Below are 21,971 nucleotides of genomic sequence, written 5' to 3' on the forward strand. Positions count from 1 at the left end.
TCATGAAATGAATAATAATATCTCAACCCTACAGGACTAACCCATGAACATCAGAAATGTGATGCTGTGCCTCTGCGCGCTGCTGCTCAGCCTGAGCGTGAGCGCTAAAACCTTCACCGTCGGCGTCGCGCTGGCTAACTTCGATCTCAACTTCGTCTCGATTCTGCGCACCCAGATGCAGGCAGAGCTGAAAGCTAACCAGCTCAATAGCCAGTTTGTTGATGCCAAAGGCGATGTCGCGCTGCAAGTGCAGCAGGTGGATGATTTTGTTAATCAGGGTGTCGATGCCATCATCCTCAATCCGGTGGACACTCAAGGCGTATTGCCAATGATTACCGCGGCGAAAAATGCCGGCATTCCGCTGATCTTCGTCAATCGTAAGCCAGAAGTGAAACTGCCAACCGACATGGCGTATGTTGGTTCAGACTCGGCGTTGGGCGGCGAAATGCAGATGGAAGCGCTGGCGAAGAAGATGAATTACAAAGGTAACGTGGCGATTTTGATGGGCGCGCTGTCGAATGAGGAAGCGCGTGAACGCACCCGCGCGGTGGAAGCCGTGATTGCCAAATACAAGGATATGAAGGTGATTGAAAAGCAGAGCGCCAAATGGCAGCGCAACGAAGCGGTGGATGTGGTATCGAGCTGGCTGCTGAATCAGCGCCCGATTGACGCTATCGCGGCGAATAATGATGAAATGGCGATTGGTGCCATCATGGCGCTCAACCAGGCGAAAAATGAGAAGATTTTGGTCGCCGGTATCGACGGCACGCCGGATGGTCAGCAGTTCGTGAAGAACGGCAAAATGACGCTGACCATTTTCCAGGACGCGAAAGGGCAGGCGACCGGCGCGGTGCAGGTGACTAAAGCGCTGCTGGAGAAGCAGAAAGTGCAGGAGTTCAACTGGATTCCGTATCAAACCATCACGCCTGAGAACTATGCGCAGTTCGCGGCGAAATAACATTTTTATTTACCAAAACTCTCCTGCTCGCAGGAGAGTTTTACGCTGGAAACCCGATTTATTCCTCCTCCACTTCGCTTTATTTGCCTAACTCTGACTGATAAACTCCGGCTGCAACCAGAATTGTCTCTGGTTAATGATTGCTCAGGCATGATGCATTAACAGAACGCATGCTTTCGACCGGAGAGAAGTGCAGGATGGATAAAGAGATTCTCAACACCATAAATTCTCAGCACCTTTTTCCCGCGCACAGCGACCGGCATATTTTTTTTGGTGTTGATGGTAAATTCATTGGCCACTCGCTGATTACCATCATGTCGATAATCAAGCATGCCAATGATGTTCGTTATCACTTTCATCTTATCTCTTCGGAAATATCTGCAGTTGATACTGCGCGTCTGGAAAAAATATTCGCAGGATCGCCACATGGGTTAACGCTGCATCCTATTCAGGATAGTTTGTTTGGCGCGTTCCCTACCACAGAGTTATTCACTCGCGCGACCTATTATCGTTTTCTCGCTCCGCTTATCTTGCCGCATGCCACTAAATTGCTTTATCTCGATGCCGATATAGTGTGTCTGAATCCTCTGGATGAATTATGGCAGATTGCCATGCCAGCTGACGTTATTGCCTTGGTGGTTGGCGAGATTGAGGCATTGCAACCGCAGTTGGCTGAAAAGGTGGGTTTGCGTGGAAAGCGCTATTTTAATGCCGGCATGATGCTGATTGATGTGCAAAAGTGGAATCGAGAGCAGATCAGTGAACGCGCTTTTAGTTTGCTTAGCGAAAAGGGAAAACAATTCCAGTATCTTGATCAGGATGCGTTGAATACGTTGCTTGAGGACCGTGTGATATTCACGGAAACGCGCTTTAATACCATCAATATGCTCTCACACGATGATAGCGGCTATACGCAGGATGTGCCGAAAAATACCTGCTTATTGCATTATGCGGGTGCCGATAAACCCTGGCAGCGGTGGAATCAACAGCACGTTGGCCATTACTATCGCGATCTTTATCAGATTTCGCCATTAGCCGACGTCTCTTTTGAAACACCGAAAAACGCGCAACAAGCGAAGAGAATGTACAAATTTTTGTTCCGTAGTCATCATTGGATGCCGGCACTCTATTGGCGCATTAAGTATTTTAAAATGAGGTATTTTTGAGTGCAGACTTTACGTTTAAAGCCGCTGTTAACCGAAAGCAATATTTATCAGCTGTGCTTTCTGCTGTTAACCCTGGCATTTGCGACCTCGTTAGTTATCCCCGCATATCCTAAGAAAACATTTTATCTGGTGGGTTATTTAACGCTATTTTTTCTGCTGGCCCAGGGAATAAAAAGAAAATTCATTATCGATAAGAGTGCTTTCATCGTCGCTATTCCCATTCTATTATTGGGCATAGTCAGGGTAATATGGTCGCGTATTTATGCCGATGCCTATTTTAGCGATGTAGTGGATAACTATTTTCAGGGCGGTAAACTTTTCATTATCTCCGCTTTTATCAGCTATTTTTTCATTGCGTGGCGTCACTGTTTGTCAGCGAAAGTCCTGCGCATTAGCGTGTGCTTGTTAATTTTTGGCTTGCTGCTGACGCTGGGCGCCGGCTGGTACGAACATGCTCAGACGCAGCAACGCATCAAATTACTCACAGATTCAGCCGGTACCGTTTCATACCTGATGACGGCGTTAGCATTAACTGCCCTGTTTATTGTGAATAAGGTGATAGTTCGCCGCCTTAATCAAATTCTGCTGTTCACCGCTATCTTTGTGGTGAATATGCTGCTGATGTTCCTCACTGAGTCACGTGCGGCGGTGTTGGTGCTGCCCGTTTTATACTTGCTCTGTTTTTATCTGGTTCATCGCTGGGCAGGAAAATATTCGCTGGTAATTTTAGTGCTGTGCATTGCGGGTGGGCTGTTCTTCATGCCCAGCTCCATTATGCATCGGTTGGACAACATCCAGAACGAAATAGACAGCTATCAGAAAAATAATGATACCTCAATTGGTGCGCGCTTCTCGATCTGGAAAAGTGGCTATCACAGCGTTTCCTGGTCGCTGCTGGGGCAAAGTCCGGATGACAGAACGGATAAAGCGCGCGTTTATATTAAAACCTATGAACGCGCTAATCCTGAGGCTTATAAAAATGTGATGTATCACTTGCACGATGATTTTTTAGAAACGCTTTCGCTGCAAGGTATCGCGGGTGCTGTCACCCTGATTCTTTTTTATGTGGGTTTAATTGTGGCGGCAATGCGTCGTCGGGCATGGGATGTCGCGCTGCTTCCTGTTTCCATTTTTATATTCGGTTTGACCGATACCGTATGGATTCAAAGCAGTTCAGTGTTTATTCTGATGGCATCGATTATTATGAGCTATGCGCTGATGCAGCATAAGCCCCGAACGCATATCTAATATTTGTCAGGTCGCCATTGAAGGCGACCGATTTTCTCAACGCTTCAGCTCATTCTCCGCAATTTCATTCTCAGATATTTTTTCTTCAAACTAAATCTGACTTTACTGTCCAGCAAAAATGAAACGAAAGAGACGTTTTCAATCGCCTGCTTCACCACCTGTTTCTCATGTTCATCGTTAATCAGCGGATAAAACTTATGCGCCAGATTGATCCAGTGACAAGCGAGCAGGTTGCGGTAGCTTTCACCGAGCACATTATCCATCTGTTGCGTGGCTTTGATCAGCATCGATATTTTATCGGCATCCAGCGCGCTGGAGAGACTTTTTTCTCGTTTGAAATAGAGATACGGGCTCTGCTTCGCTAAAAATATCGTCTGACTGGCTTTCAGAATCGAGGGGAATAAATACGCATCTTCGTAGCAACTGAAGTCAGGGAAATGGTTATCTTCCAACAGCGAGCGTTTAATAAACTGACCGATAAAATGCGCCTGAATATCACGATGGATGAGGAATTTTTCAATCACCTGATGTTGCGACAAGGCGTTAACCTGCAAACCTTTCCACTGTTGTAGTTTGGTCTTCTTTTCATAAATTTCATTCAGCGGCGCCAGCAGAATATCGGGTTGTTGCGCCTGCAAAAACTGCACTATGTCAGCAAAAGAGTTCGGCAAAAGCTGATCGTCACCATCCAGCATCGTGACAAAGTGGCCGCTGCATTTGCTGACGCCAAAATTTCTCACTTTGCCGATGTTACGGAACATCACGTCAAAAATTTTCACCTGGCTGAATGAAGCGGCAAAGCTGTGCAGCAACGCGCTGGTGTTATCTGTGGATGCGTCATTCACCACCACAACCTCGACCGCATCCTCAACGCCAGAGCAGGCCTTTTTGAGGCTGTTTAACGTCTCAACAATGTATTTTTCGCAATTGTGAGCCGTGACCAGGACGCTGAGAGTGCAAGGTGAATCCATAGTTAGCATCTATCCGTTAATGTTCTGAGAGCATTCATTGCTAACAAGTCTATCGCTTTCTACGCTGAAGGGAATGAAATTGTGTTGCATGGTTTAGGTAATCATACTCACAGCTCTGCGCGTCGTTAATCAGCACAACTAAACTTTCCTCCCGCCTTGCCGATGTTTTTTACCACTGAGTCCGTGCGCTTTGCCCCACGATTTTGGGGCTCTACGATCAACTTCTGGTGTGGAAAAATGTCATGATCGCAACGCCCTTGTCAGGCCCGGCGGCTTCGCCGGTGGAAATGGTTTCGCTCAAACGTATCGCACAGCGCGCGGATAGCCTGGCGGTGTTCCTCAGTTGGGCGCTGTTGCCGATTGTACTTGGCGTTGGCTGGCTAAATGACAGCGTGCTGGTGGCGCTAATTGCGGGTTTGGTATTGGCGCTGCTGGCGACGTTTTTCGGCACCGCGCTGCGCGGTACGCTTACGTCGCGGCTGGTCTTATCCGCGCTGTTAATCGGCTGGGCTGGGCTGCTTATTCAGGTTGGCGGTGGCGCAACCGAATACCACTTCTCGGTGTTTGTGTTGATGTCGGCGCTGCTGGCGTGGCGAGATGTGCGCCCGTTAGTAATGGGCGCTGCGGCGGCAGCCACGCATCATGTGTTATTCAATTATCTGCAGGAAAATGATCTGTTTGGCGTGGTGGTGTTTCATCATCCCGGCTGGGACATGGTGTTTTTCCACGCGCTGTTTGTCGTGGTGCAAACCGCGATGCTGCTGGTGATTGCACGCCAGATGGCAGCGGATGCGAGCTCGGCCAGCGAAGTGGCGCAACTGGCGGCACACATTAATCAGCAAGCCGGTTATCTCACGCTGCGTGCCGATACTCAGCAGAGTGAAACGCCGTTCGCGCGCACCTTCAGTACTACGCTTGGGACCCTACACGGCACTTTGCATCAGGTCAGCGACGGCGTCGGTCAACTGCTGGCGGAATCCGACAGCATTCTGGAGCGCAACGCCGCGCTCTCGACGCGTACCGACGAGCAGGCGCAAGCGCTGGAAGTGGCGGCCAGCGCCATGAGCGAAATCAGTATCGCTGCCAGCTTAACCCGGGACAAAGCGCAAAGTGCGTGCGAGCTGGCGAGTGAAACCCGCGCGGTGGCGACGCGTGGTGAAGAGAATATTCAGTCGGCGATTCGCTCGATGGAGAAAATCAGCGAAGAGTCAAGAAGGGTGAAGATCATCCTGGAGCTGATCGACGGCATTGCGTTTCAGACCAACATTCTGTCACTGAACGCCTCGGTGGAAGCGGCGCGTGCCGGTAATCAGGGACGCGGTTTTGCCGTGGTCGCCAGCGAAGTGCGTAATCTGGCGATGCGCAGCGAAAGTGCGGCACGCGAAATCCGTCAACTGATGGATGCCAGTTCCACCAGCACCCAACACGGCACCGTGCAGGTGGAGCATGCGGCGCAAACCATGCGCGAGATTCACAGCAGTATTAGCGGGTTATCGCAGCTGGTGACGGAACTGTCGGCGATGAGTGAGCAGCAGAATTTGAGCATTGAGCAGATTCAGCAGAGCATCAATAGCATTGATCACAGCGTGCATCATAACGTGCAGCACGTGGCCGAAACACTGCAAGTGGCGCAGCAGCAACAGCAGCAGGCCAATGCGCTGAAGCAGGCGATTTCGTTATTTAAGTTGGGGTAAGCGTGACCTTTGCAAAGGTCGCCATGAATGGCGACCTTGCGTTAGTTACTCTACGCCATTAACCAGCAGCACGCGGTATTTCGCGCCTTTCAGGCGATGCGCTTTGGCTTCCTGATACGCCGGGCTGAAATACCAGCCTTTCGCCGCCTCAGCATCCGGGAATTCGAGCACCACCACGCCTTCCGCTTCCGGGCCTTCCAGCGTTTCCAGGGCGCCATAAAACGCCAGCGGGGTGATGGGATGGTCGCCGCGCGCCTGTCCGGCTTTCTCGGCATACGTCGTCAGCTCGTCCTGGTCTAAGGTTTCGTCCTTAATAAACACCACATATGCAGCCATTATTTCTCTCCTCGCGCCTGGCGTTTGTCTTCAGTGTTGTTATCGAAATCGGCGGCATCATGGCGCTCCAGCAGCTGATCCTGCGGCTCGGCACCAAAGGCGCGATTCACTTTACGCCCGCGAATCACCGCCGGACGCTCGGCAATCTCTTTTGCCCAGCGCACCACATTTTTGTACGACTGCACATCAAGGAATTCGCTGCCGCCATATTGGTTGTTCAGCACCAGATTGCCGTACCACGGCCAGGTGGCGATATCGGCGATGGTGTATTCGTCACCGGCGAGGAAGCGATGGTCGGCCAGCTGACGATCCAGCACGTCCAGCTGACGTTTAGCTTCCAGCGTGAAGCGGTTGATGGCATATTCGATTTTTTCTGGCGCGTAGTGATAGAAGTGGCCAAAGCCGCCGCCGAGGTACGGCGCAGAACCTTGCAGCCAGAACAGCCAGTTCAGGGTTTCGGTGCGGCCTGCCAGCGAGGTCGGCAGGAAGTGACCGAACTTCTCGGCCAGATAGAGCAGGATATTGCCGGATTCAAATACGCGCTGCGGTGGCGTGACGGAATGGTCGCTCAGCGCCGGGATTTTCGAGTTCGGGTTTACATCGACAAAACCGCTGGAGAACTGATCGCCATCGCCGATACGGATCAGCCAGGCATCGTACTCGGCGTCATTGGCACCCACCGCCAGTAACTCTTCCAGCAGGATAGTAATTTTCTGGCCGTTTGGCGTGCCGAGCGAGTATAGCTGCAGCGGATGTTTGCCGATCGGCAAGGTTTTGTCATGCGTCGGCCCGGCGGTTGGACGGTTGGTTTTCGCGCCGTTACCTTTGGCTTCCGGGTCCCAGGTCCAGACTTTCGCGGGCTGATACTGATGTTCCGACATAGTGGTTTCGCCTTGTTGTGATTGTATTTTTGCTGCTACTGAGTGTAGCAGCGTGTGATACAGGCGATTTAACCGCGCTGGCGGTGGGACGCAAAGTCCGATTATGTAAAGTTCTCTTGCGTAAACAGCATAAAGTCCACTCTACCAGGCTGATAGGTGTCGGGAATGTCGCCCTCTTCCAGATGCCGCAGCATCAGCGTTAAGGCGAGCTGAGCATGGCGCAGGGTGTTTTGATCGAGGGTGAGGTTCAGCACGCGATCCTGCAACAGTCGGCGTGTGGTGCTGTACAACTCGTGCGTGACGTACAGCACTTTACCGTCGAGACGATGACGCGCCAGCGCTTCGTGCACCTGTGTGTTGCCAATGCCGGTGTTATACAGCCCGACAATCGGCGGCGAGGCGGCCAGCGTTTTTTCTAACAGGCGGCTGATGCGTTCGCGCTCATCCTGACCGGCAAGAATCTCGCGCAGGCGCAGCTGCGGAAAGCGTTCGGCCAGCACCGCCTGAAAGCCCTCAATGCGCAGGCGGTGGGCTGCGTAATCCGCGCGTCCGCTCATCAACACCACTTCACCCGGCTGCGACAGCATACTACCGAGCATCAAACCGGCGGTGCGCCCGGCTTTGTATTGATCGATACCGACGTGGCACAGCCGCGCGGCATCGGGCAGATCGGCGACCAGCGTGATCACCGGCACGCCGCGCGCTTTACAGGCGGCGAGCGCATCGTAGATTAGCGGGTTTTGATGGGCGAAGACGATCAGCGCATCCATCTTTTTACTGCTGGCGGTGATGTGTGCGGCGAGTTTTTCCGGTGCATTTTCCGGGATCAGCGTGCGATGCAGACGCAGGCGGCGATAACCGAGCTGGTCGGCGAGTTTGGCAAAGTCTTGCGCTAATTGCTGAAAGAAGAAGGAGGCGTTGCCGCTGAGCAGCACTTCGATCTGCCACGGATGGCGATGCTCCTCGGGCAGAATGCGTTTTAAACCGGCGTCACGCGCTGCCTGCAGGATTTTTTTGCTCATGGCGGGCGATACGCCACCGCGATCGTTGAGTACCCGGTCAACCGTGGCGACACCGACGCCCAGTTGTTTTGCCAGCTCGGCCAGCGTCACTGCTTTCATGTTGCGTGCATTCCAATAGAGCGGGCCCTCATCCTAACCTTCTCCCGCCAGCGGGAGAAGGGATCGATCGAGCAAGCCGTACCATCCCGTTCCCTCTCCCGGTGGGAGAGGGTTAGGGTGAGGGCATCAGCGCGCACTCAACTATCCCAACAGCTCACGCTCAATCAGTTCGCGGGTTTCCACCGCCTGATACTTCATCTTCTCCGGATAACCGAACAGTGCCGCCGAGATAATTGATTCGCCGCCAACCTTAAAGGTGCGGTTGGCAAAATTCATCTCGCGCAGTGCTTCAAACAGCGCATCGAAATTCACTTCGCCTTCACCGACCGCCACGTGCTGGTGGATGGTGGCATCCACGCCTGGCGGGTTGACGATATAACGGCAGTGCTTGGTGTGGTTCATGGTATCGGCGATCAGCATATGTGAAAGATCATCGCCGGCGTAATGCAGCATGTTCTTCACATCGCCCACACCTTTGTCGTAATAGAAGGTGTGCGGTGCGCTGTAGATGTACTTCACGTTTTCGCTGCGGAATGACTTCACAATGTCTGCAGTTTCGTTGCTCTGCTCACAGAAATCCCACGGATGCGCCTGAATCTCGACGCGGATGCCTTCACGTTCGATGATCGGCAGCAGCTCTTCCATCGAACGATAGAACATCTCTTCACAAATTTCCGGCTCGTTGGGATTGCCCGACAGCTCGGTGTTGATCACCTGCACGCCCATTTCGACGGCAATCTCGATCATGCGTTTCCAGTTCTTCACCGCCGCCTGACGACGCAGTTCATCCGGGCCAGACCAGCGATATACGGTGATGAACGAGGAGATCTCCAGCCCGGTGGCATTCAGCGCGTTTTTGTATTCGCGCATGATTTCACGGCTGGCTTTCGGATGTTTATAAAACGGGTTGATCTGCGGGTGCGGCGACTGCTCGATGTACTTGTAGCCCCATTCCGCCACCTGATGCACCATGCGCGTGATGCCGAGATCCCTGATTACATCCACATCAAAAGCGATTTTCATTGTTTTCTCCTGAGCGTTAAGCGGTGCGGACTTTGATGATGACCATACTGATCTTTTTACGCGCTTCATCACGTATTCTGATGTGAAACCATCAGCCAGACCGCTTTGAATACGCACATGAATATCAAACATTTATTCTGAATGGTATTGAGATGAAATGAGCTATTTCATTTTTGCGAGAGCGATCAAAATAATGAGAGATTCCCTATCACTTGAAGCCAATTACTGATGATTCCTGTGCGGGATGATTGGTGATTTACCGCAGGTTAGGGCATTATTTTTGATAATTTATTATCATATCATTCAGGAAGTAGCGCATGAGTAAAATCACCATGACCGCGATTGCCACCGCCGCCGGTGTTGGCGTGGCGACCGTTGATCGCGTGTTAAATCGTCGTGCACCGGTGCGCGCCGCAACGGAGCAGAAGGTGCTGGAAGCCGCTAATCGCCTCGGTTATCGCATCGGCAATGTGCCGCTGCTGAGCGGCACCGCGCCAGCCGCCAGCGTGACGCTGCGCATGGGCTTTATCCTGCTGTCAAAATCCTACTCGTTCTATCATTCCCTCACTGATGCGCTACGCCAGCATACGCAGCCGTTTCATCCGGCAGGCAGCGAACCGCTTTTTACCTGGCACGACATTGATGATGTGGAAGCGGTGGTGACCTCGCTGTATGCGCTGGCCGAGCAGGTGGATGCGATTGGCTTAGTTGCGCTGGACCACCCGCTGATTCGCCATGCGATAGAAAACATATCGCGTCAGGGCGTGCGGGTTTATGCGCTGTTTTCCAACTTTTCGCCGTGCGGTCACGCCGGTTACGTTGGTCTGGATAACCAGAAAGCCGGACGCACCGCCGCGTGGATTGCCACGCATCTGTTGCATCAGCCGGGTTCGGTCGGCGTGCTGGTGGGCGACCATCGCTTTATCTGTCAGGAGAGCAATGAGATCAGTTTCCGCTCCTATCTGCGTGAGCAGGACAGCGCGCGACGCGTGCTGGAGCCGCTGAAAACCAATGAATCGATTGATGGCGGCTACCGTTCCACGCGTCAGTTACTGGAAGAACATGCCGATTTGGCACTGATCTTCGCGCCTTGCGGCGGCATTGAGGGCGTGATTCATGCGTTGCGCCAGCAGCCGCAGCGTAAGGTGGCGTTGATATGTCATGGTCCGGTGAAAGAGGGCGAGCTGGCGCTGATTGATGGCACCATTACGGTGATGATCCGCAACCGCATCGACGAAATGGCCATGCGCCTGGCGCAGATGGTGCAGCAGCATCATGCGCAGCCGGGCGATCATTTCTCCCAGATCATCCTGCCGTTTGATATCGTCACGCGTGAAAACCTGTAGGCCGCGTCGTTGCTGTATTTGATATATTTTCTATCATTTTACTGATGCGAAATACTATGATCGCTATCAAAAAATGAATGTTTCATGGTTGTTGATGATGAAATATTTATTTGATACTTGCGCTATCCACTATCGCAAGGAACGATCATGACTATCCATATTGCTAACGCGCCCTGTAGCTGGGGCGTTGATGACCCGAAAAATCCCTTCCTGCCGCCGTGGCAGAAAGTCCTGAGTGAAGCGTCGCAGGCCGGTTATAAAAGCATTGAGCTGGGCCTATGGAGCTATCTGCCGGTTGAGCCTGCCGAACTGTGTCAGCAGCTGGAAGCGCACGATTTGTCGCTGGTGGCGGGCACCATTTTTGATGATTTGGTGAGTGAAGCCAATTTCCCGGCTATGGTTGAGCTGACGCACAACATCTGTCGCAACCTGTCTCTGGTACCGACCGCGACCAAAACCCATGCGGACAACAAGCCCGCACCTTATCTGGTGATTATCGACTTCGGTAATCCAGAACGCGCCAAATACGCTGGTCAATCCGCCAAGGCGCCGCGCCTGTCAGCTGAAGCGTGGCAGCGCATGATGCAGCACATCACCACGCTGAGCCAGATTGCCTGGAACGAATACGGCGTGCGTGCGGTGATCCATCCGCATGCCGGTGGCTGCATTGAGTTCGCCGACGAGCTGCAACAGCTGGTGGAAGACATTCCGCATGAAGTCGCTGGTTTGTGCCTCGACACCGGCCATCTGTATTACTCCGGCATGGATCCAATTCCTTACCTCAGCCGCTACTGGGATCGCATCGATTATCTGCACTTCAAAGACGTTAACGATGCGGTATGGCGCGACGTGATTGCGCGCGGCGTCGATTTCTTTGCCGCCTGCGCAGAAGGCGTGATGTGCCCGATTGGCAAAGGGGCAATTGATTATCCGGCGGTGCGCGCCTTCCTGGCGGAGCGCAATTATCAGGGCTGGATCACCGTCGAGCAGGAGCGCGATCCGCGTGATGCCGACACCAGCCTGCGTGACGTCACCGCCAGCCTGCACTATTTGCAATCGGTCGGATTCTGAGGAGAACAACATGATCAACGGCATTAAAGCTCTCGATCGCTCGCTGCGCTGGGGCATGGTTGGCGGTGGCGGCACCAGCCAGATTGGTTACATTCACCGTTCGGCGGCCACGCGTGATAACAACTTCACGTTGCTGGCAGGCGCATTCGATATCAACGCCGAGCGCGGCCGCGCCTTTGGCACTTCGCTAGGTATCGAAGCCGATCGCTGCTACGCAGATTACGAAACCCTGTTTGCGGCAGAAGCGGCGCGCGCCGACGGCATCGAAGCGGTGTCGATTGCCACACCCAATAACACGCACTTCGCCATCTGCCGCGCCGCACTGAATGCGGGTCTCCATGTGGTGTGTGAGAAGCCGCTGTGCTTCACCGCTGCCGAGGCCGATGAGCTGGAACAGCTGTGTGCTGAGAAGAAGAAAATCATCGGTGTGACCTATGGTTACGCCGGACATCAGCTGATTCATCAGGCACGCGAGATGATTGCCGCAGGTTTGCTGGGTGAGATCCGCATCATCAACATGCAGTTCGCGCACGGCTTCCATAACGAAGCGGTAGAATTGCAGAACGAAAGCACCAAGTGGCGCGTCGATCCGCGCTTCGTCGGGCCGAGCTATGTGCTGGGCGATTTGGCGACGCATCCGCTGTTTATCGCCGAAACCATGGTGCCGCATCTGCAGATCAAACGCCTGCTGTGCAGCCGCCAGAGCTTTGTCAAAACCCGCGCGCCGCTGGAGGATAACGCCTTCGTGATGATGGAGTACGACAACGGCGCAGTCGGCACCATGTGGGCATCGGCGGTGAACTGCGGTTCGATGCACGGTCAGAAGGTGCGGGTGATCGGCGAGAAAGCCAGCCTGGAGTGGTGGGATGAGCAGCCGAATCAGCTGCGCTATGAAGTGCAGGGCGAGCCGGTGCAGATTCTCGAGCGCGGCATGGGGTATCTGCATCCGAGTGCGCTGGCTGACGACCGTATTGGCGGCGGACATCCGGAAGGATTGTTTGAAGCCTGGTCCAATCTCTATCGCCGTTTTGCCCTGGCAATGGATGCCACCGATCGTGGCGATCAGGCATTCCTGAAAGACTTCTGGTATCCGGGCGCGCATGCCGGTTTGATGGGCGTGCGTTGGGTGGAGCAGTGCGTGAAGTCTGCGGATGCGGGAGCCATATGGATAGCGTGTTGAATGGGCCTTGCTCATGTGCGGAGCAAGAGGGCGTTAATGACTCAATCTTCCACGGTCGCTTTTAGACCCTCGAAATTGCAGAATTCACTGCCAATTTAAATAAAAGTTAACTCGATTTTTTGAATGATTTTTCACCCCTCTACGCGCTCTTTATCAAGAGCGCAAATTCATTCTCCCCAGATTAAATAATCACTAAACGTGCAATTAACGCAACGTAATATAACAGTTTTATTTCTGTAATAGTTAAGCCGGCGTTATAAGAAGCGTATAAATAATAACCGTCTTTGTTTTGATGGTGTAAACATCATCTCGCGTTTTTTAGCCTTTCCGGCGGCAATTGCAGACATATCTTGAGGATACTGAGTTTTGTCTTGATCGAACAAAATACTGTCTTAGGTGTTTTTTTAGATCTTTAGATCGTTAAAATACAAATGTTAAGTTTTTTATTCTAAAAAAAGATCTTAAAAAAGATCAAAGATCTGTAAATTTACCCTCGCGCTAATTTTTTTAGGGTTATATTTCAAATTGAGCACGAATAATCAAAAAAACTTTCAATAGGTCGAAAGTTGTCATTTACTTAAAGCGGTCGAAGGGCTCCAACATTACTTCGATTAATGTTTTTTTCTGCTATGGAAATGAAAATTCATTGCTTTAGCAGAGACATTTTTGATGACGATTTTTGAGGTTTAATCATGAAAAGCAAGTTCGCAGTATTGGTTGCAATTACGGCTTCTCTTGGATTTATTGGCACGACAACTGCTGCTGATGGCACGATTAATTTTACGGGTACAATTACCGATAACGCTTGCACGGTAGATACTGGCTCTGCCAACCAAACCGTGAATCTGGGCACCGTTTCGAGCAAAACCTTCACCGGAGCCGGTGTCACCGCGGCACCGACTCGCTTCAACATTAATCTGACAAGTTGTCCTGCTGCGGTAACCTCGGCCAGCGTACGTTTCGATGGCGCAACCTCTGCGGGAAATAACCAAATCCTCGCTCTGAACTCAGGGCAAACTGCCACCAATGTGGGTGTCGCGCTGTATGAGCAAGACAGTTCCACTCTCATCCCTATCGCCAGCAAATCGGCTGATCGTCCAATCACGGCAGCCGGCCCTAATGTACTGACCTATATAGCGAAATATTACGCTACGGCCACGCCAGTTACTGCGGGTACAGCAAACTCCACGGCGACCTTCACCATTGCTTACAACTAAGTAGTTTCAGAGCCGCGTCATGCGGCTCTTTCTTTCGTCACGGAGAGAGATGGATGTTTAAAAAAAGTCTTTGGCCATTGGCCATGGCACTTTTGTGCCTGTCGCCTATGGCTCAGTCTGGTGTGCAGATTGGCGGCACACGTCTGGTTTATGACGGTAAAAACAAGCTGGCCGCGATAAGTGTGACTAATCCAGACGATCGTCCCTATTTGATTCAATCCTGGGTTAGCAGTCAGGAAGAGAGTGATACCGCTGATGACACTTTCATCACCACGCCCCCGCTCTTCCGCCTTGAGCCTCATAGCCAGAATTCGGTGCGCGTTATCTACAGTGGTCACACGTTGCCAGACGATCAGGAATCCGTGCACTGGTTGAATATCAAGATTATCCCCACGGTCAATCGTCAGGCCACTAACGATCTCGTTATCACCATTAAAAACAAGATGAAGTTATTTTACCGGCCCGCAGAGTTAAGCGGCGATCCCGCATTGGCTTTTACCAGGCTCAAATTTCGCCAGCGTGAGGGCAAACTCGCCGTGTTTAATCCCACGCCTTACAGCGTTTCGCTCTACGACCTGACCGTAAACGGTTCAACTATGACCAAACCGCCGATGGTGTTGCCTTCACAGGAAATCGTTCTGGGCCAAAAAGTGCATGTTGGCAATCCGGTGAGCTGGCGAGCGATTAATGATTTCGGCGGCATTACAGCAGAACAAACATTAAAAGTGGGCACCGATTAAAGGAGAGGGCCATGTCGATGAGACAAAATATACCTTTAACGCTGAGGCCTGCTTTTCAGCGCACCTTACTTAACATGTTAATACTGGCTGCAATATCCATTAATGATGTGGTTGCAGAGGATTATTTTGATCCTGACACGGTGGAACGACACAGCGGCCAGCGTGCAAATCTGGATCTTTCCACTTTTAGCCACAGTGGAGGCCAGGCGGCGGGCGTTTACAACGCCGACGTTTACCTGAACGACAATTTTGTTGGATCAAAAAGTATACGCTTTGAACCCGGTGCGAAGGGTCTGCAGCCCCTATTAATGAAAGCCGATTTTATGCGGTGGGGCGTGAAAGAGAATGCCACACCCGCTTTCGTGAAAATCTCACCTGCGCAGGAAGTGACGAATATCGCTGCCATCATCCCGCAGGCGCAAACCCGCTTTGATTTAAGCCAGCAACGCTTAAACGTCTCCATTCCACAAGAATATGTACGACATAACGCACAAGGGTATGTTGGCCCAGATGAGTGGGACGATGGTGTCAACGCGCTATTTATGAATTATGGCTATTCAGGTGCCAATAACTGGAGTGATTATCGTCAGGGAAGTGATAACAACGCGTATCTCAATTTGCGTAGCGGTATCAATCTCGGGGCCTGGCGCGCGCGCAACTACACCACCTATAGCCATAGTCAGGGTAATGATAAGTGGAACAGTATTAATACCTACGTTCAGCGTGACATCAAACCCTGGAAAAGCCAGCTGGTATTGGGAGAGAGCTATACGCCATCAGAGGTATTCGATAGCTTCCCCTTTCGCGGAGCTCAGCTCTACTCAGACGACAATATGCAGCCCGAGAGCTTACGAGGATTCGCACCCGTTGTACGAGGCATTGCGCAGAGCAATGCGCAAGTTACCATTCGTCAGGACGGTAACATCATTTGGCAAGCCTATGTGCCACCCGGACCTTTCGCCATAAACGATCTTTATCCTACCTCTGCCAGTGGCGATCTTGAGGTGGTAATAAAAGAAGCGAATGGCAGCGTCCGACAGTTTGTTCAGCCATTTTCTGCGGTGCCTATCATGCAGCGTGAAGGGCGTTTCAAATATGCTTTCACGGCCGGACAATATCGTTCAACCGGGGGATCGGCAAAAAAGCCGGGCTTTATACAAGGCACAGGTATCTATGGTTTGCCTTATAGCTCAACCGTTTATGGTGGATCAATTCTGTCGGGTGATTACACGTCAGCATCGGTTGGTGTGGGGAAAGGTCTGGGGTTATTGGGTTCGATTTCGCTGGACGGGACATTCGCCAATGCCCGTTTAATGGAAGAAACTCATCGCGGTGGCTCATTTCGTTTTCAATATGCAAAAGATGTCGCAATGAGCGGCACCACTTTTACTCTGGCAGGCTACCGTTATTCCACCTCTGGTTATTACGATTTTAATGAAGCCAATGGCTATTACGCGAATACACTGCCGCCGGGTTTCCGGGGTAATCCCAACAACCGCAATGAAGTTGAACAAGCCCGACGCGAATGGCGAAACTGGCGTTATAGCCATAACAGACGCAGTAAATCCCAACTCAACGTTAATCAATCGTTGGGTGATTATGGCAGTCTTTTTCTCTCCGCTTACCAGCAACAATATTGGGGCGTGACAGAAAAGGAGCGCAGTTTGACGCTGGGCTATAACACCAGCTTCAACGCCATCAATTACTCCTTTAACTACAGCTATTCACAGACGCCGTTCTACACCAAACACGATCAAATTTTTTCGCTGGCGGTGCAGATTCCCTTTGACCGATTTTTACCCAAAAGCTGGCTGAACTTCTCGGGCAGCACCGACAATCGCGATAAAACCACTGGCGCGGTGGGGTTGTCAGGCACTGCACTGGCAGACAATAACCTGAGCTATAGCGTGCAACAGGGTTACACCAATCAAGGGGTTGGCGCCAATGGCAATGCGTCAGTCAACTATAAAGCACGCTTTGGCGAATACCAGGCTGGCTATAACTACTCGCGGAATACCCGACAACTGAATTACGGCGCAACGGGCGGCATTGTGGTGCATCCCTATGGTGTGACTCTGAGCCAGCCGTTGGGTGACACCATGGCCTTAGTGCGTGCTGAAGACGCGGAAGCGGTTCGCGTGCTCAACCAAACCGGCGTGCTGACTGATGGCAGAGGTTATGCCGTCGTACCTAACGTAACACCTTATCGCCGCACCTCGCTTTCGCTTGATGCCAATTCGCTCGGCGATAACGTCGATCTGCTGAGTGACAGCCAAACAGTGGTGCCTACGCAGGGGGCCGTAGCATTAGCCAATTATCCCACGGTATCGGGGGCAAAAATGGTCGTTACCTTGCGTGGGCGTCAAGTGCCGTTCGGCGCACGTGCCAGCGTTGCCAACGGCGAAACCCTTTCGCATGGCATCGTTGATGACAAACAACATGTTTACCTCAGCGGCGTGCCCGCAGCGGGCGTGGTTAAGGTGAACTGGAAGGGCGGCGAATGTCAGGCTCCGTTTACGTTAGGAAAGGCTCAGTTTGGTGTCAATTCTGTGACGGCACAATGCCGCTAAAGGAAGCATTTATGCGTTTATTTCTTTTATTACCGAGCATATTTTTTATTGGGTTGTACGTTAACTTTGCGCAGGCTTATACCTGTACCACCACCACAGCCGCGACGACAATTTCTCCTCCTGCGATAGTGATTCAACGCGATTTACCGGTGGGATCGTTGATTGGCAGCCAGATCACCTCGGGTGCGGTGAACACGTTTAACTGTACTAACACGGCGCCGGCGTTGACTTACCAAAGTGTGGGCGTAAAAGGCACCGGTAACTATGTCACGACCATTGGAGGCAGACGGATTTACAGCACCAATATTGCAGGGATTGGCTTTGCTATCGGTGGCATCTCAGTGAACAACTGCAATAACTTTAGTGGCTGGGTTGATGGAACCAGTACGGGAGATGGTAATGCGAACAATAGGTTGCTGTGTTCGGTCAATGGCTTAATGGCGGGACAACCTCTGCGCGAGCAAGCGTTGCTACAGTTCTATAAAACCGGACCAACCGGATCGGGGATGGTCACCGCGCAGCAGGCAGGATCGTTTATTTTGCACAACAACCAGGCGTTCTGGCATTCACCGGAATCGACTATTCTTATGAATGGTTTTAGTGTCACAACGCTGGCGTGTTCAGTCAGTAATACTGCCATCGCCGTGAATATGGGCAACGTGGATAAGCGTGCGTTCAGTGGGACAGGCAGTTCACCCGATGCCAGCTTTACGCGTAATTTTACCATTCCGCTTAACTGTAATGCCGGCACCCGCATCAATGTGAAAATTGATGGAAATGCCCAAAACTCCACCAATGGGGTATTAAATCTGACATCAGGTGCCAATACGGCAAGTGGAGTGGGCGTGCAGCTGCTGTTTAATAATGCGCCTGTGCAACTGGGCGCCAATATTGTTGCCGGAACCTCGGCCAGCGCGGGGAATTATAGCATTCCGCTTCAGGCGCGTTATTACCAAACGACCGCAACCATTACACCCGGCACTGCTAACAGTTCCGCGACTTTCACACTGACCTATCAATAAATAATCTTCCCCCTGGCGGGGGAAGATTGTCAGTGATGACTCACCGGTAGGTTATTTGAACAGCTTTAATATGACCCGAAGATTGCACGCTGACATCGCCGAGTTGAAACGGCAGCGCCTGCTGTTGCTTATTGAATCTAATCTGACGCACCTTATCGACACCATTCTGGCTACATTGCACTGCGGCATGCTGGCTATTGGTCATCGTCGTACAGGCAGGCTCAACTATCGCACCGGTAAAAGAAACGGTACCGCCCTCAGCCAGAACGGCTTGGGCAAATAGCAAACCAGAAAATAATACGAATGCTGTTTTCATCGGTCTTCTCCTGGTGGTGGCATAAAGAAGAACGACAAGTTAGGACCAAACTTTAATTAAAAATGGCGATAGTGAAAAAATATCCCCCTTAATGCGATCGCAGGTCGCTTAGAAAGCGCTGCGCGCGCGGGTGCTGCGGCTGGGTGAAGAACTGTTCTGGTTGTGATTTCTCCAGAATCTGTCCCTGGTCCATAAACCAGATGGTATCCGCCACCTCACGGGCAAAGTTCATTTCGTGGGTCACGCACATCATCGTCATCCCTTCCTGCGCCAGACCGCGCATCACCGACAATACTTCGCCGACCATCTCCGGATCGAGCGCCGAGGTCGGTTCATCGAACAGCATCACCGGCGGCTTCATCGCCAGCGCGCGGGCAATCGCCACGCGCTGCTGCTGGCCGCCGGAAAGCTGCGCCGGATAAGCATCGGCTTTATGCGCTAAGCCCACGCGCTCCAGCAATTCACCCGCCTGACGACGCGCTTCGCTGCGCTTTACGCCCAGTACTTTCATCGGCGACATCATGATGTTCTCGGCCACCGTCACATGCGGGAACAGGTTGAAGTTCTGAAACACAAAGCCGATGCGCGTGCGCAGCTGATTGAGGCGCGTGCTGCTGCCGTGAATATCGGTGCCATCAAACACAATCTGGCCGTCATCGATCGGTTCTAAACGGTTAACGGTGCGGATCAGCGTCGATTTGCCCGAGCCGGAAGGGCCGCACACTACCACCACTTCGCCGGGATTAATCTCGGCGCTCAGGTTGGTCAGCGCCTGATACGCGCCGTACCATTTATTAACCTGATTAAACATGATCATCGGTCCCATGCGGTTTCCTTATTGCGAGGAGGTTTTAGTCAGCATCACCGCGGGCGCCACGCTGGGCGTTGGCTGCGGTGCTTGACGACGTTTCTGCGCAATGTGCGCTTCGAGTTTATTGGCCAGCCAGGTGAGGCTGAAGCAGATGAGGTAATAGCTCAGCGCCACAATGGCGAACACCTGAAACGGTTTGGTCAGCAGCTGATTGCTAACCTGATTGGCGGCAAAGGTCAGCTCCGGCACGTTAATCACGTAACCCAGCGTACTGTCTTTGATGATCGACACCAGCTGGCTGACCAGGCTGGGCAAGGTGTTGAACAGCGCTTGAGGCAGGATCACCAGACGCAAAGTTTTCAGGTGGCTCATGCCGAGCGCGCGTGAGGCTTCGTATTGGCCGTGCGGCAGCGCCTGAATGCCACCGCGCACGATCTCGGCGATATAGGCACTCTCATAAATCACCAGCGTACACAGCATGGTGGCGAAGCCGCTGATGTTGTGGCCGATCAGCAGCGGCACACAGAAGTAGGTCCAGAACACCACCATCATCAGCGGGATGCCGCGCAGCAGATAAACCCAGCCGGTGGCGGGCCAGCTCAGCCAGCGCCACGGCGACAGGCGCGCCAGGCCCAGCAGCACACCAATCGGAAACGCCAGCAGCACCGCCAGCACCGAGATCAGCAGCGTACAGAGCACGCCGCCAATCGGACCGTTCGGGTATTGCCCCATCAACAGCAGCATGCCGTTGTCATGCAAAATGGTGAACATCTCAAACATCGCCATTACCTCGCATAGACGCGCTGGAAGCGGCGGGCCAGCAGTGCGCCAAGGCCCATCAGCAGCAGGGAGAAGAACAGATAGCCCACGGTCGCCACGATGTAAGATTCGAAGGTACGGAACGTTTGGTTCTCAATATCGCGCGTTACATAGGTGAGATCCGCCACACCAATCACCATCGCCAGGCTGGTGTTTTTAAACAGCAGCACCGTGTGGTTGATCATCGCGGGCATCGCATTGCGAATGCCCTGCGGCAGAATCACGCCGTGCATGGCGCGCACGTAGCTCATGCCGAGTGCGCGCGCAGCTTCGTTCTGCCCGTCGGGAATGGCGCGCAGGCCGCTGCGGATATCTTCGGAGAAGTACGCCGCCTGACACAGACCCAGCGCGGTGAGGGAGAACAGGAACTCGGCGTTGTAGTTGTTGATCCACATCTGCAGCGCTTCCGGCAGCAGCGTGGGAATGGCGAAGTACCACATCATCAACTGGATCAGCGTCGGCACATTGCGGTGATAAGAGACATAGGCTTTGACAAGCCCAACCGCGATGCGGTTTTCAGTCAGGCGAATCACCACCAGCAGCAGCGCCAGCACCATCGCCAGCAGCCAGGCACCCAACGCCAGTTCAAGGGTGATCACCGTTCCGTCAACGATCATCTGGCCGTATTGGCCGGTTATCACACTGCTGAAATCGAGAGCCATTCTGTTACCTCATCATCGCCTGCTACGCGCTGTGGTCGCCCGGTCGCATGGTGGAAAGACCGCCCGGCACCTGTAATGTCGGGGTGATTTCGATGTTGCCGATATTTACCGCCAGCGGTGCCGCGAGCGCGAAAGCAACGCAGTCGGCGATATCTTTGGCCTGCGGCAATTCAAAGCCATCAATGAAGCGGCGGCGCGCCTCTTCGTGATCGCCTGACACGTTGCCGAAGATATCGGTGGCGACGCGGCCCGGACAGATTTCGGTGATGCGCACGCGCGCGCCGTAGCAATCGACGCGTAGCTGGCGCGAAAGGGCATGCACGCCGGCTTTGGTGGCGTGATACACCGAGTTACCGTTGAAGTTGTAGATGGCAGCAATCGAGGTGATATTGAAAACGTGGCCACGATCGCGCGCCACCATGCCCGGCACCAGCAAACGACACAGATGCAGCACCGCGCGCAGATTGACGTCCACCTGGGTTTCAATTACGTTCTCATCGGCATCGAGGATCGAGCCCGGATGCGACAGGCCAGCGTTATTCACCAGAATGTCGATTTCGAGATCCTGGCACAGCGCGGTCAGCGCCTTTATGTCACTGACATCCACCGCGTGCGGAATACAGCCGGTGCGATCGGCCAGCGCTGCCAGCTGCTCTTTCCGGCGCGCCACCGCGTGCACGGTGATGCCCTCCTGGCACAAGCGCTCAACAATCGCTTCGCCCATTCCCGCCGATGCGCCGGTCACCAGCGCGGTTTTGTAATCTGAAAATGGCATCTGCCTCTCCTCGTTATGGCGTCTTTTGACTGTATGCAGTTATG

General features: G+C 52.8%; 21 protein-coding genes. 11 read left to right on the forward strand and 10 right to left on the reverse strand.

The genetic code is table 11. From position 1 onward, the window contains the following. Positions 1-43: 43 nt before the first annotated feature. From P6287_RS02000 to P6287_RS02010, 3 genes are all read left to right on the forward strand, one after another. Positions 44-958 (forward strand): substrate-binding domain-containing protein, encoded by a 915-nt coding sequence (locus tag P6287_RS02000; RefSeq protein WP_101762333.1) that lies wholly within the window; start codon positions 44-46, stop codon positions 956-958. Positions 959-1,155: 197 nt separating this feature from the next. Further along, positions 1,156-2,124 carry a glycosyltransferase gene (locus P6287_RS02005; RefSeq protein ID WP_277974421.1) on the forward strand — a complete coding sequence of 323 codons (969 nt, stop codon included), beginning with the start codon at positions 1,156-1,158 and terminating at the stop codon, positions 2,122-2,124. After that, positions 2,125-3,372: an O-antigen ligase family protein gene (locus P6287_RS02010; RefSeq protein ID WP_192412605.1), complete on the forward strand. Its 1,248-nt coding sequence runs from the start codon at positions 2,125-2,127 to the stop codon at positions 3,370-3,372. A 44-nt stretch (positions 3,373-3,416) separates the two neighbouring features. On the opposite strand, the gene P6287_RS02015 is transcribed toward P6287_RS02010, so the two are convergent. After that, positions 3,417-4,352, reverse strand: a complete 936-nt coding sequence (locus P6287_RS02015) for a glycosyltransferase (protein ID WP_347343280.1) — start codon at positions 4,350-4,352, stop codon at positions 3,417-3,419. Positions 4,353-4,585: 233 nt separating this feature from the next. Here P6287_RS02015 and P6287_RS02020 point away from each other — a divergent pair, with 233 nt between their 5' ends. Beyond that, the gene (locus P6287_RS02020) at positions 4,586-6,037 is read left to right on the forward strand and encodes a methyl-accepting chemotaxis protein (protein ID WP_277974423.1); all 1,452 of its coding nucleotides are present in this window, start codon (positions 4,586-4,588) and stop codon (positions 6,035-6,037) included. 45 nt (positions 6,038-6,082) lie between these two features. On the opposite strand, the gene P6287_RS02025 is transcribed toward P6287_RS02020, so the two are convergent. From P6287_RS02025 to P6287_RS02040, 4 genes are all read right to left on the reverse strand, one after another. Further along, the gene (locus P6287_RS02025) at positions 6,083-6,373 is read right to left on the reverse strand and encodes a DUF1330 domain-containing protein (RefSeq protein ID WP_192235922.1); all 291 of its coding nucleotides are present in this window, start codon (positions 6,371-6,373) and stop codon (positions 6,083-6,085) included. Continuing rightward, positions 6,373-7,254 carry a glutathione-dependent disulfide-bond oxidoreductase gene (gene yghU / locus P6287_RS02030; RefSeq protein ID WP_277974424.1) on the reverse strand — a complete coding sequence of 294 codons (882 nt, stop codon included), beginning with the start codon at positions 7,252-7,254 and terminating at the stop codon, positions 6,373-6,375. Before yghU ends, P6287_RS02025 begins: the two co-directional genes overlap by 1 nt. Before the next feature lie 101 nt (positions 7,255-7,355). Next, on the reverse strand, positions 7,356-8,375 hold the full coding sequence (locus P6287_RS02035) for a LacI family DNA-binding transcriptional regulator (RefSeq protein ID WP_101762326.1): 1,020 nt from the start codon (positions 8,373-8,375) through the stop codon (positions 7,356-7,358). A gap of 141 nt (positions 8,376-8,516) precedes the next feature. Beyond that, the gene (locus P6287_RS02040) at positions 8,517-9,398 is read right to left on the reverse strand and encodes a sugar phosphate isomerase/epimerase (protein ID WP_007888450.1); all 882 of its coding nucleotides are present in this window, start codon (positions 9,396-9,398) and stop codon (positions 8,517-8,519) included. Between the two features lie 317 nt (positions 9,399-9,715). On the opposite strand from P6287_RS02040, the gene P6287_RS02045 reads away from it, so the two are divergent. The 7 genes from P6287_RS02045 to P6287_RS02075 all read left to right on the forward strand — a co-directional run bounded on the left by P6287_RS02045 (position 9,716) and on the right by P6287_RS02075 (position 18,544). Further along, positions 9,716-10,744, forward strand: a complete 1,029-nt coding sequence (locus P6287_RS02045) for a LacI family DNA-binding transcriptional regulator (RefSeq protein WP_277974425.1) — start codon at positions 9,716-9,718, stop codon at positions 10,742-10,744. A 147-nt stretch (positions 10,745-10,891) separates the two neighbouring features. Then, positions 10,892-11,815, forward strand: coding sequence for a TIM barrel protein (locus tag P6287_RS02050; protein ID WP_277974426.1), 924 nt, complete (start codon positions 10,892-10,894; stop codon positions 11,813-11,815). A 10-nt stretch (positions 11,816-11,825) separates the two neighbouring features. Continuing rightward, the gene (locus P6287_RS02055; RefSeq protein ID WP_192235918.1) at positions 11,826-12,995 is read left to right on the forward strand and encodes a Gfo/Idh/MocA family oxidoreductase; all 1,170 of its coding nucleotides are present in this window, start codon (positions 11,826-11,828) and stop codon (positions 12,993-12,995) included. A gap of 692 nt (positions 12,996-13,687) precedes the next feature. Next, a complete protein-coding gene (locus P6287_RS02060) occupies positions 13,688-14,212 on the forward strand; it encodes a fimbrial protein (RefSeq protein ID WP_101762319.1) in 525 nt (174 codons plus the stop codon). A gap of 53 nt (positions 14,213-14,265) precedes the next feature. Then, positions 14,266-14,952, forward strand: a complete 687-nt coding sequence (locus P6287_RS02065) for a molecular chaperone (protein ID WP_101762318.1) — start codon at positions 14,266-14,268, stop codon at positions 14,950-14,952. A gap of 11 nt (positions 14,953-14,963) precedes the next feature. Next, complete coding sequence (locus P6287_RS02070; RefSeq protein WP_277974427.1) at positions 14,964-17,522, forward strand: fimbria/pilus outer membrane usher protein; 2,559 nt, start codon at positions 14,964-14,966, stop codon at positions 17,520-17,522. 11 nt (positions 17,523-17,533) lie between these two features. Continuing rightward, a complete protein-coding gene (locus P6287_RS02075; RefSeq protein WP_277974428.1) occupies positions 17,534-18,544 on the forward strand; it encodes a fimbrial protein in 1,011 nt (336 codons plus the stop codon). 40 nt (positions 18,545-18,584) lie between these two features. Here P6287_RS02075 and P6287_RS02080 read toward each other — a convergent pair whose 3' ends face one another. From P6287_RS02080 to P6287_RS02100, 5 genes are all read right to left on the reverse strand, one after another. Then, a complete protein-coding gene (locus tag P6287_RS02080) occupies positions 18,585-18,860 on the reverse strand; it encodes a hypothetical protein (RefSeq protein WP_277974429.1) in 276 nt (91 codons plus the stop codon). Positions 18,861-18,948: 88 nt separating this feature from the next. Then, positions 18,949-19,686: an amino acid ABC transporter ATP-binding protein gene (locus P6287_RS02085; RefSeq protein WP_277974430.1), complete on the reverse strand. Its 738-nt coding sequence runs from the start codon at positions 19,684-19,686 to the stop codon at positions 18,949-18,951. A 9-nt stretch (positions 19,687-19,695) separates the two neighbouring features. Beyond that, positions 19,696-20,451: an amino acid ABC transporter permease gene (locus tag P6287_RS02090; protein ID WP_137385021.1), complete on the reverse strand. Its 756-nt coding sequence runs from the start codon at positions 20,449-20,451 to the stop codon at positions 19,696-19,698. Positions 20,452-20,456: 5 nt separating this feature from the next. Next, positions 20,457-21,152, reverse strand: coding sequence for an amino acid ABC transporter permease (locus P6287_RS02095; RefSeq protein ID WP_061718311.1), 696 nt, complete (start codon positions 21,150-21,152; stop codon positions 20,457-20,459). Between the two features lie 22 nt (positions 21,153-21,174). Continuing rightward, complete coding sequence (locus P6287_RS02100) at positions 21,175-21,927, reverse strand: SDR family oxidoreductase (protein WP_137385023.1); 753 nt, start codon at positions 21,925-21,927, stop codon at positions 21,175-21,177. Positions 21,928-21,971: the final 44 nt, after the last annotated feature.

It is taken from the genome of Pantoea sp. X85 (assembly GCF_029623675.1).
In the GTDB taxonomy this organism is placed as follows: domain Bacteria; phylum Pseudomonadota; class Gammaproteobacteria; order Enterobacterales; family Enterobacteriaceae; genus Pantoea; species Pantoea leporis.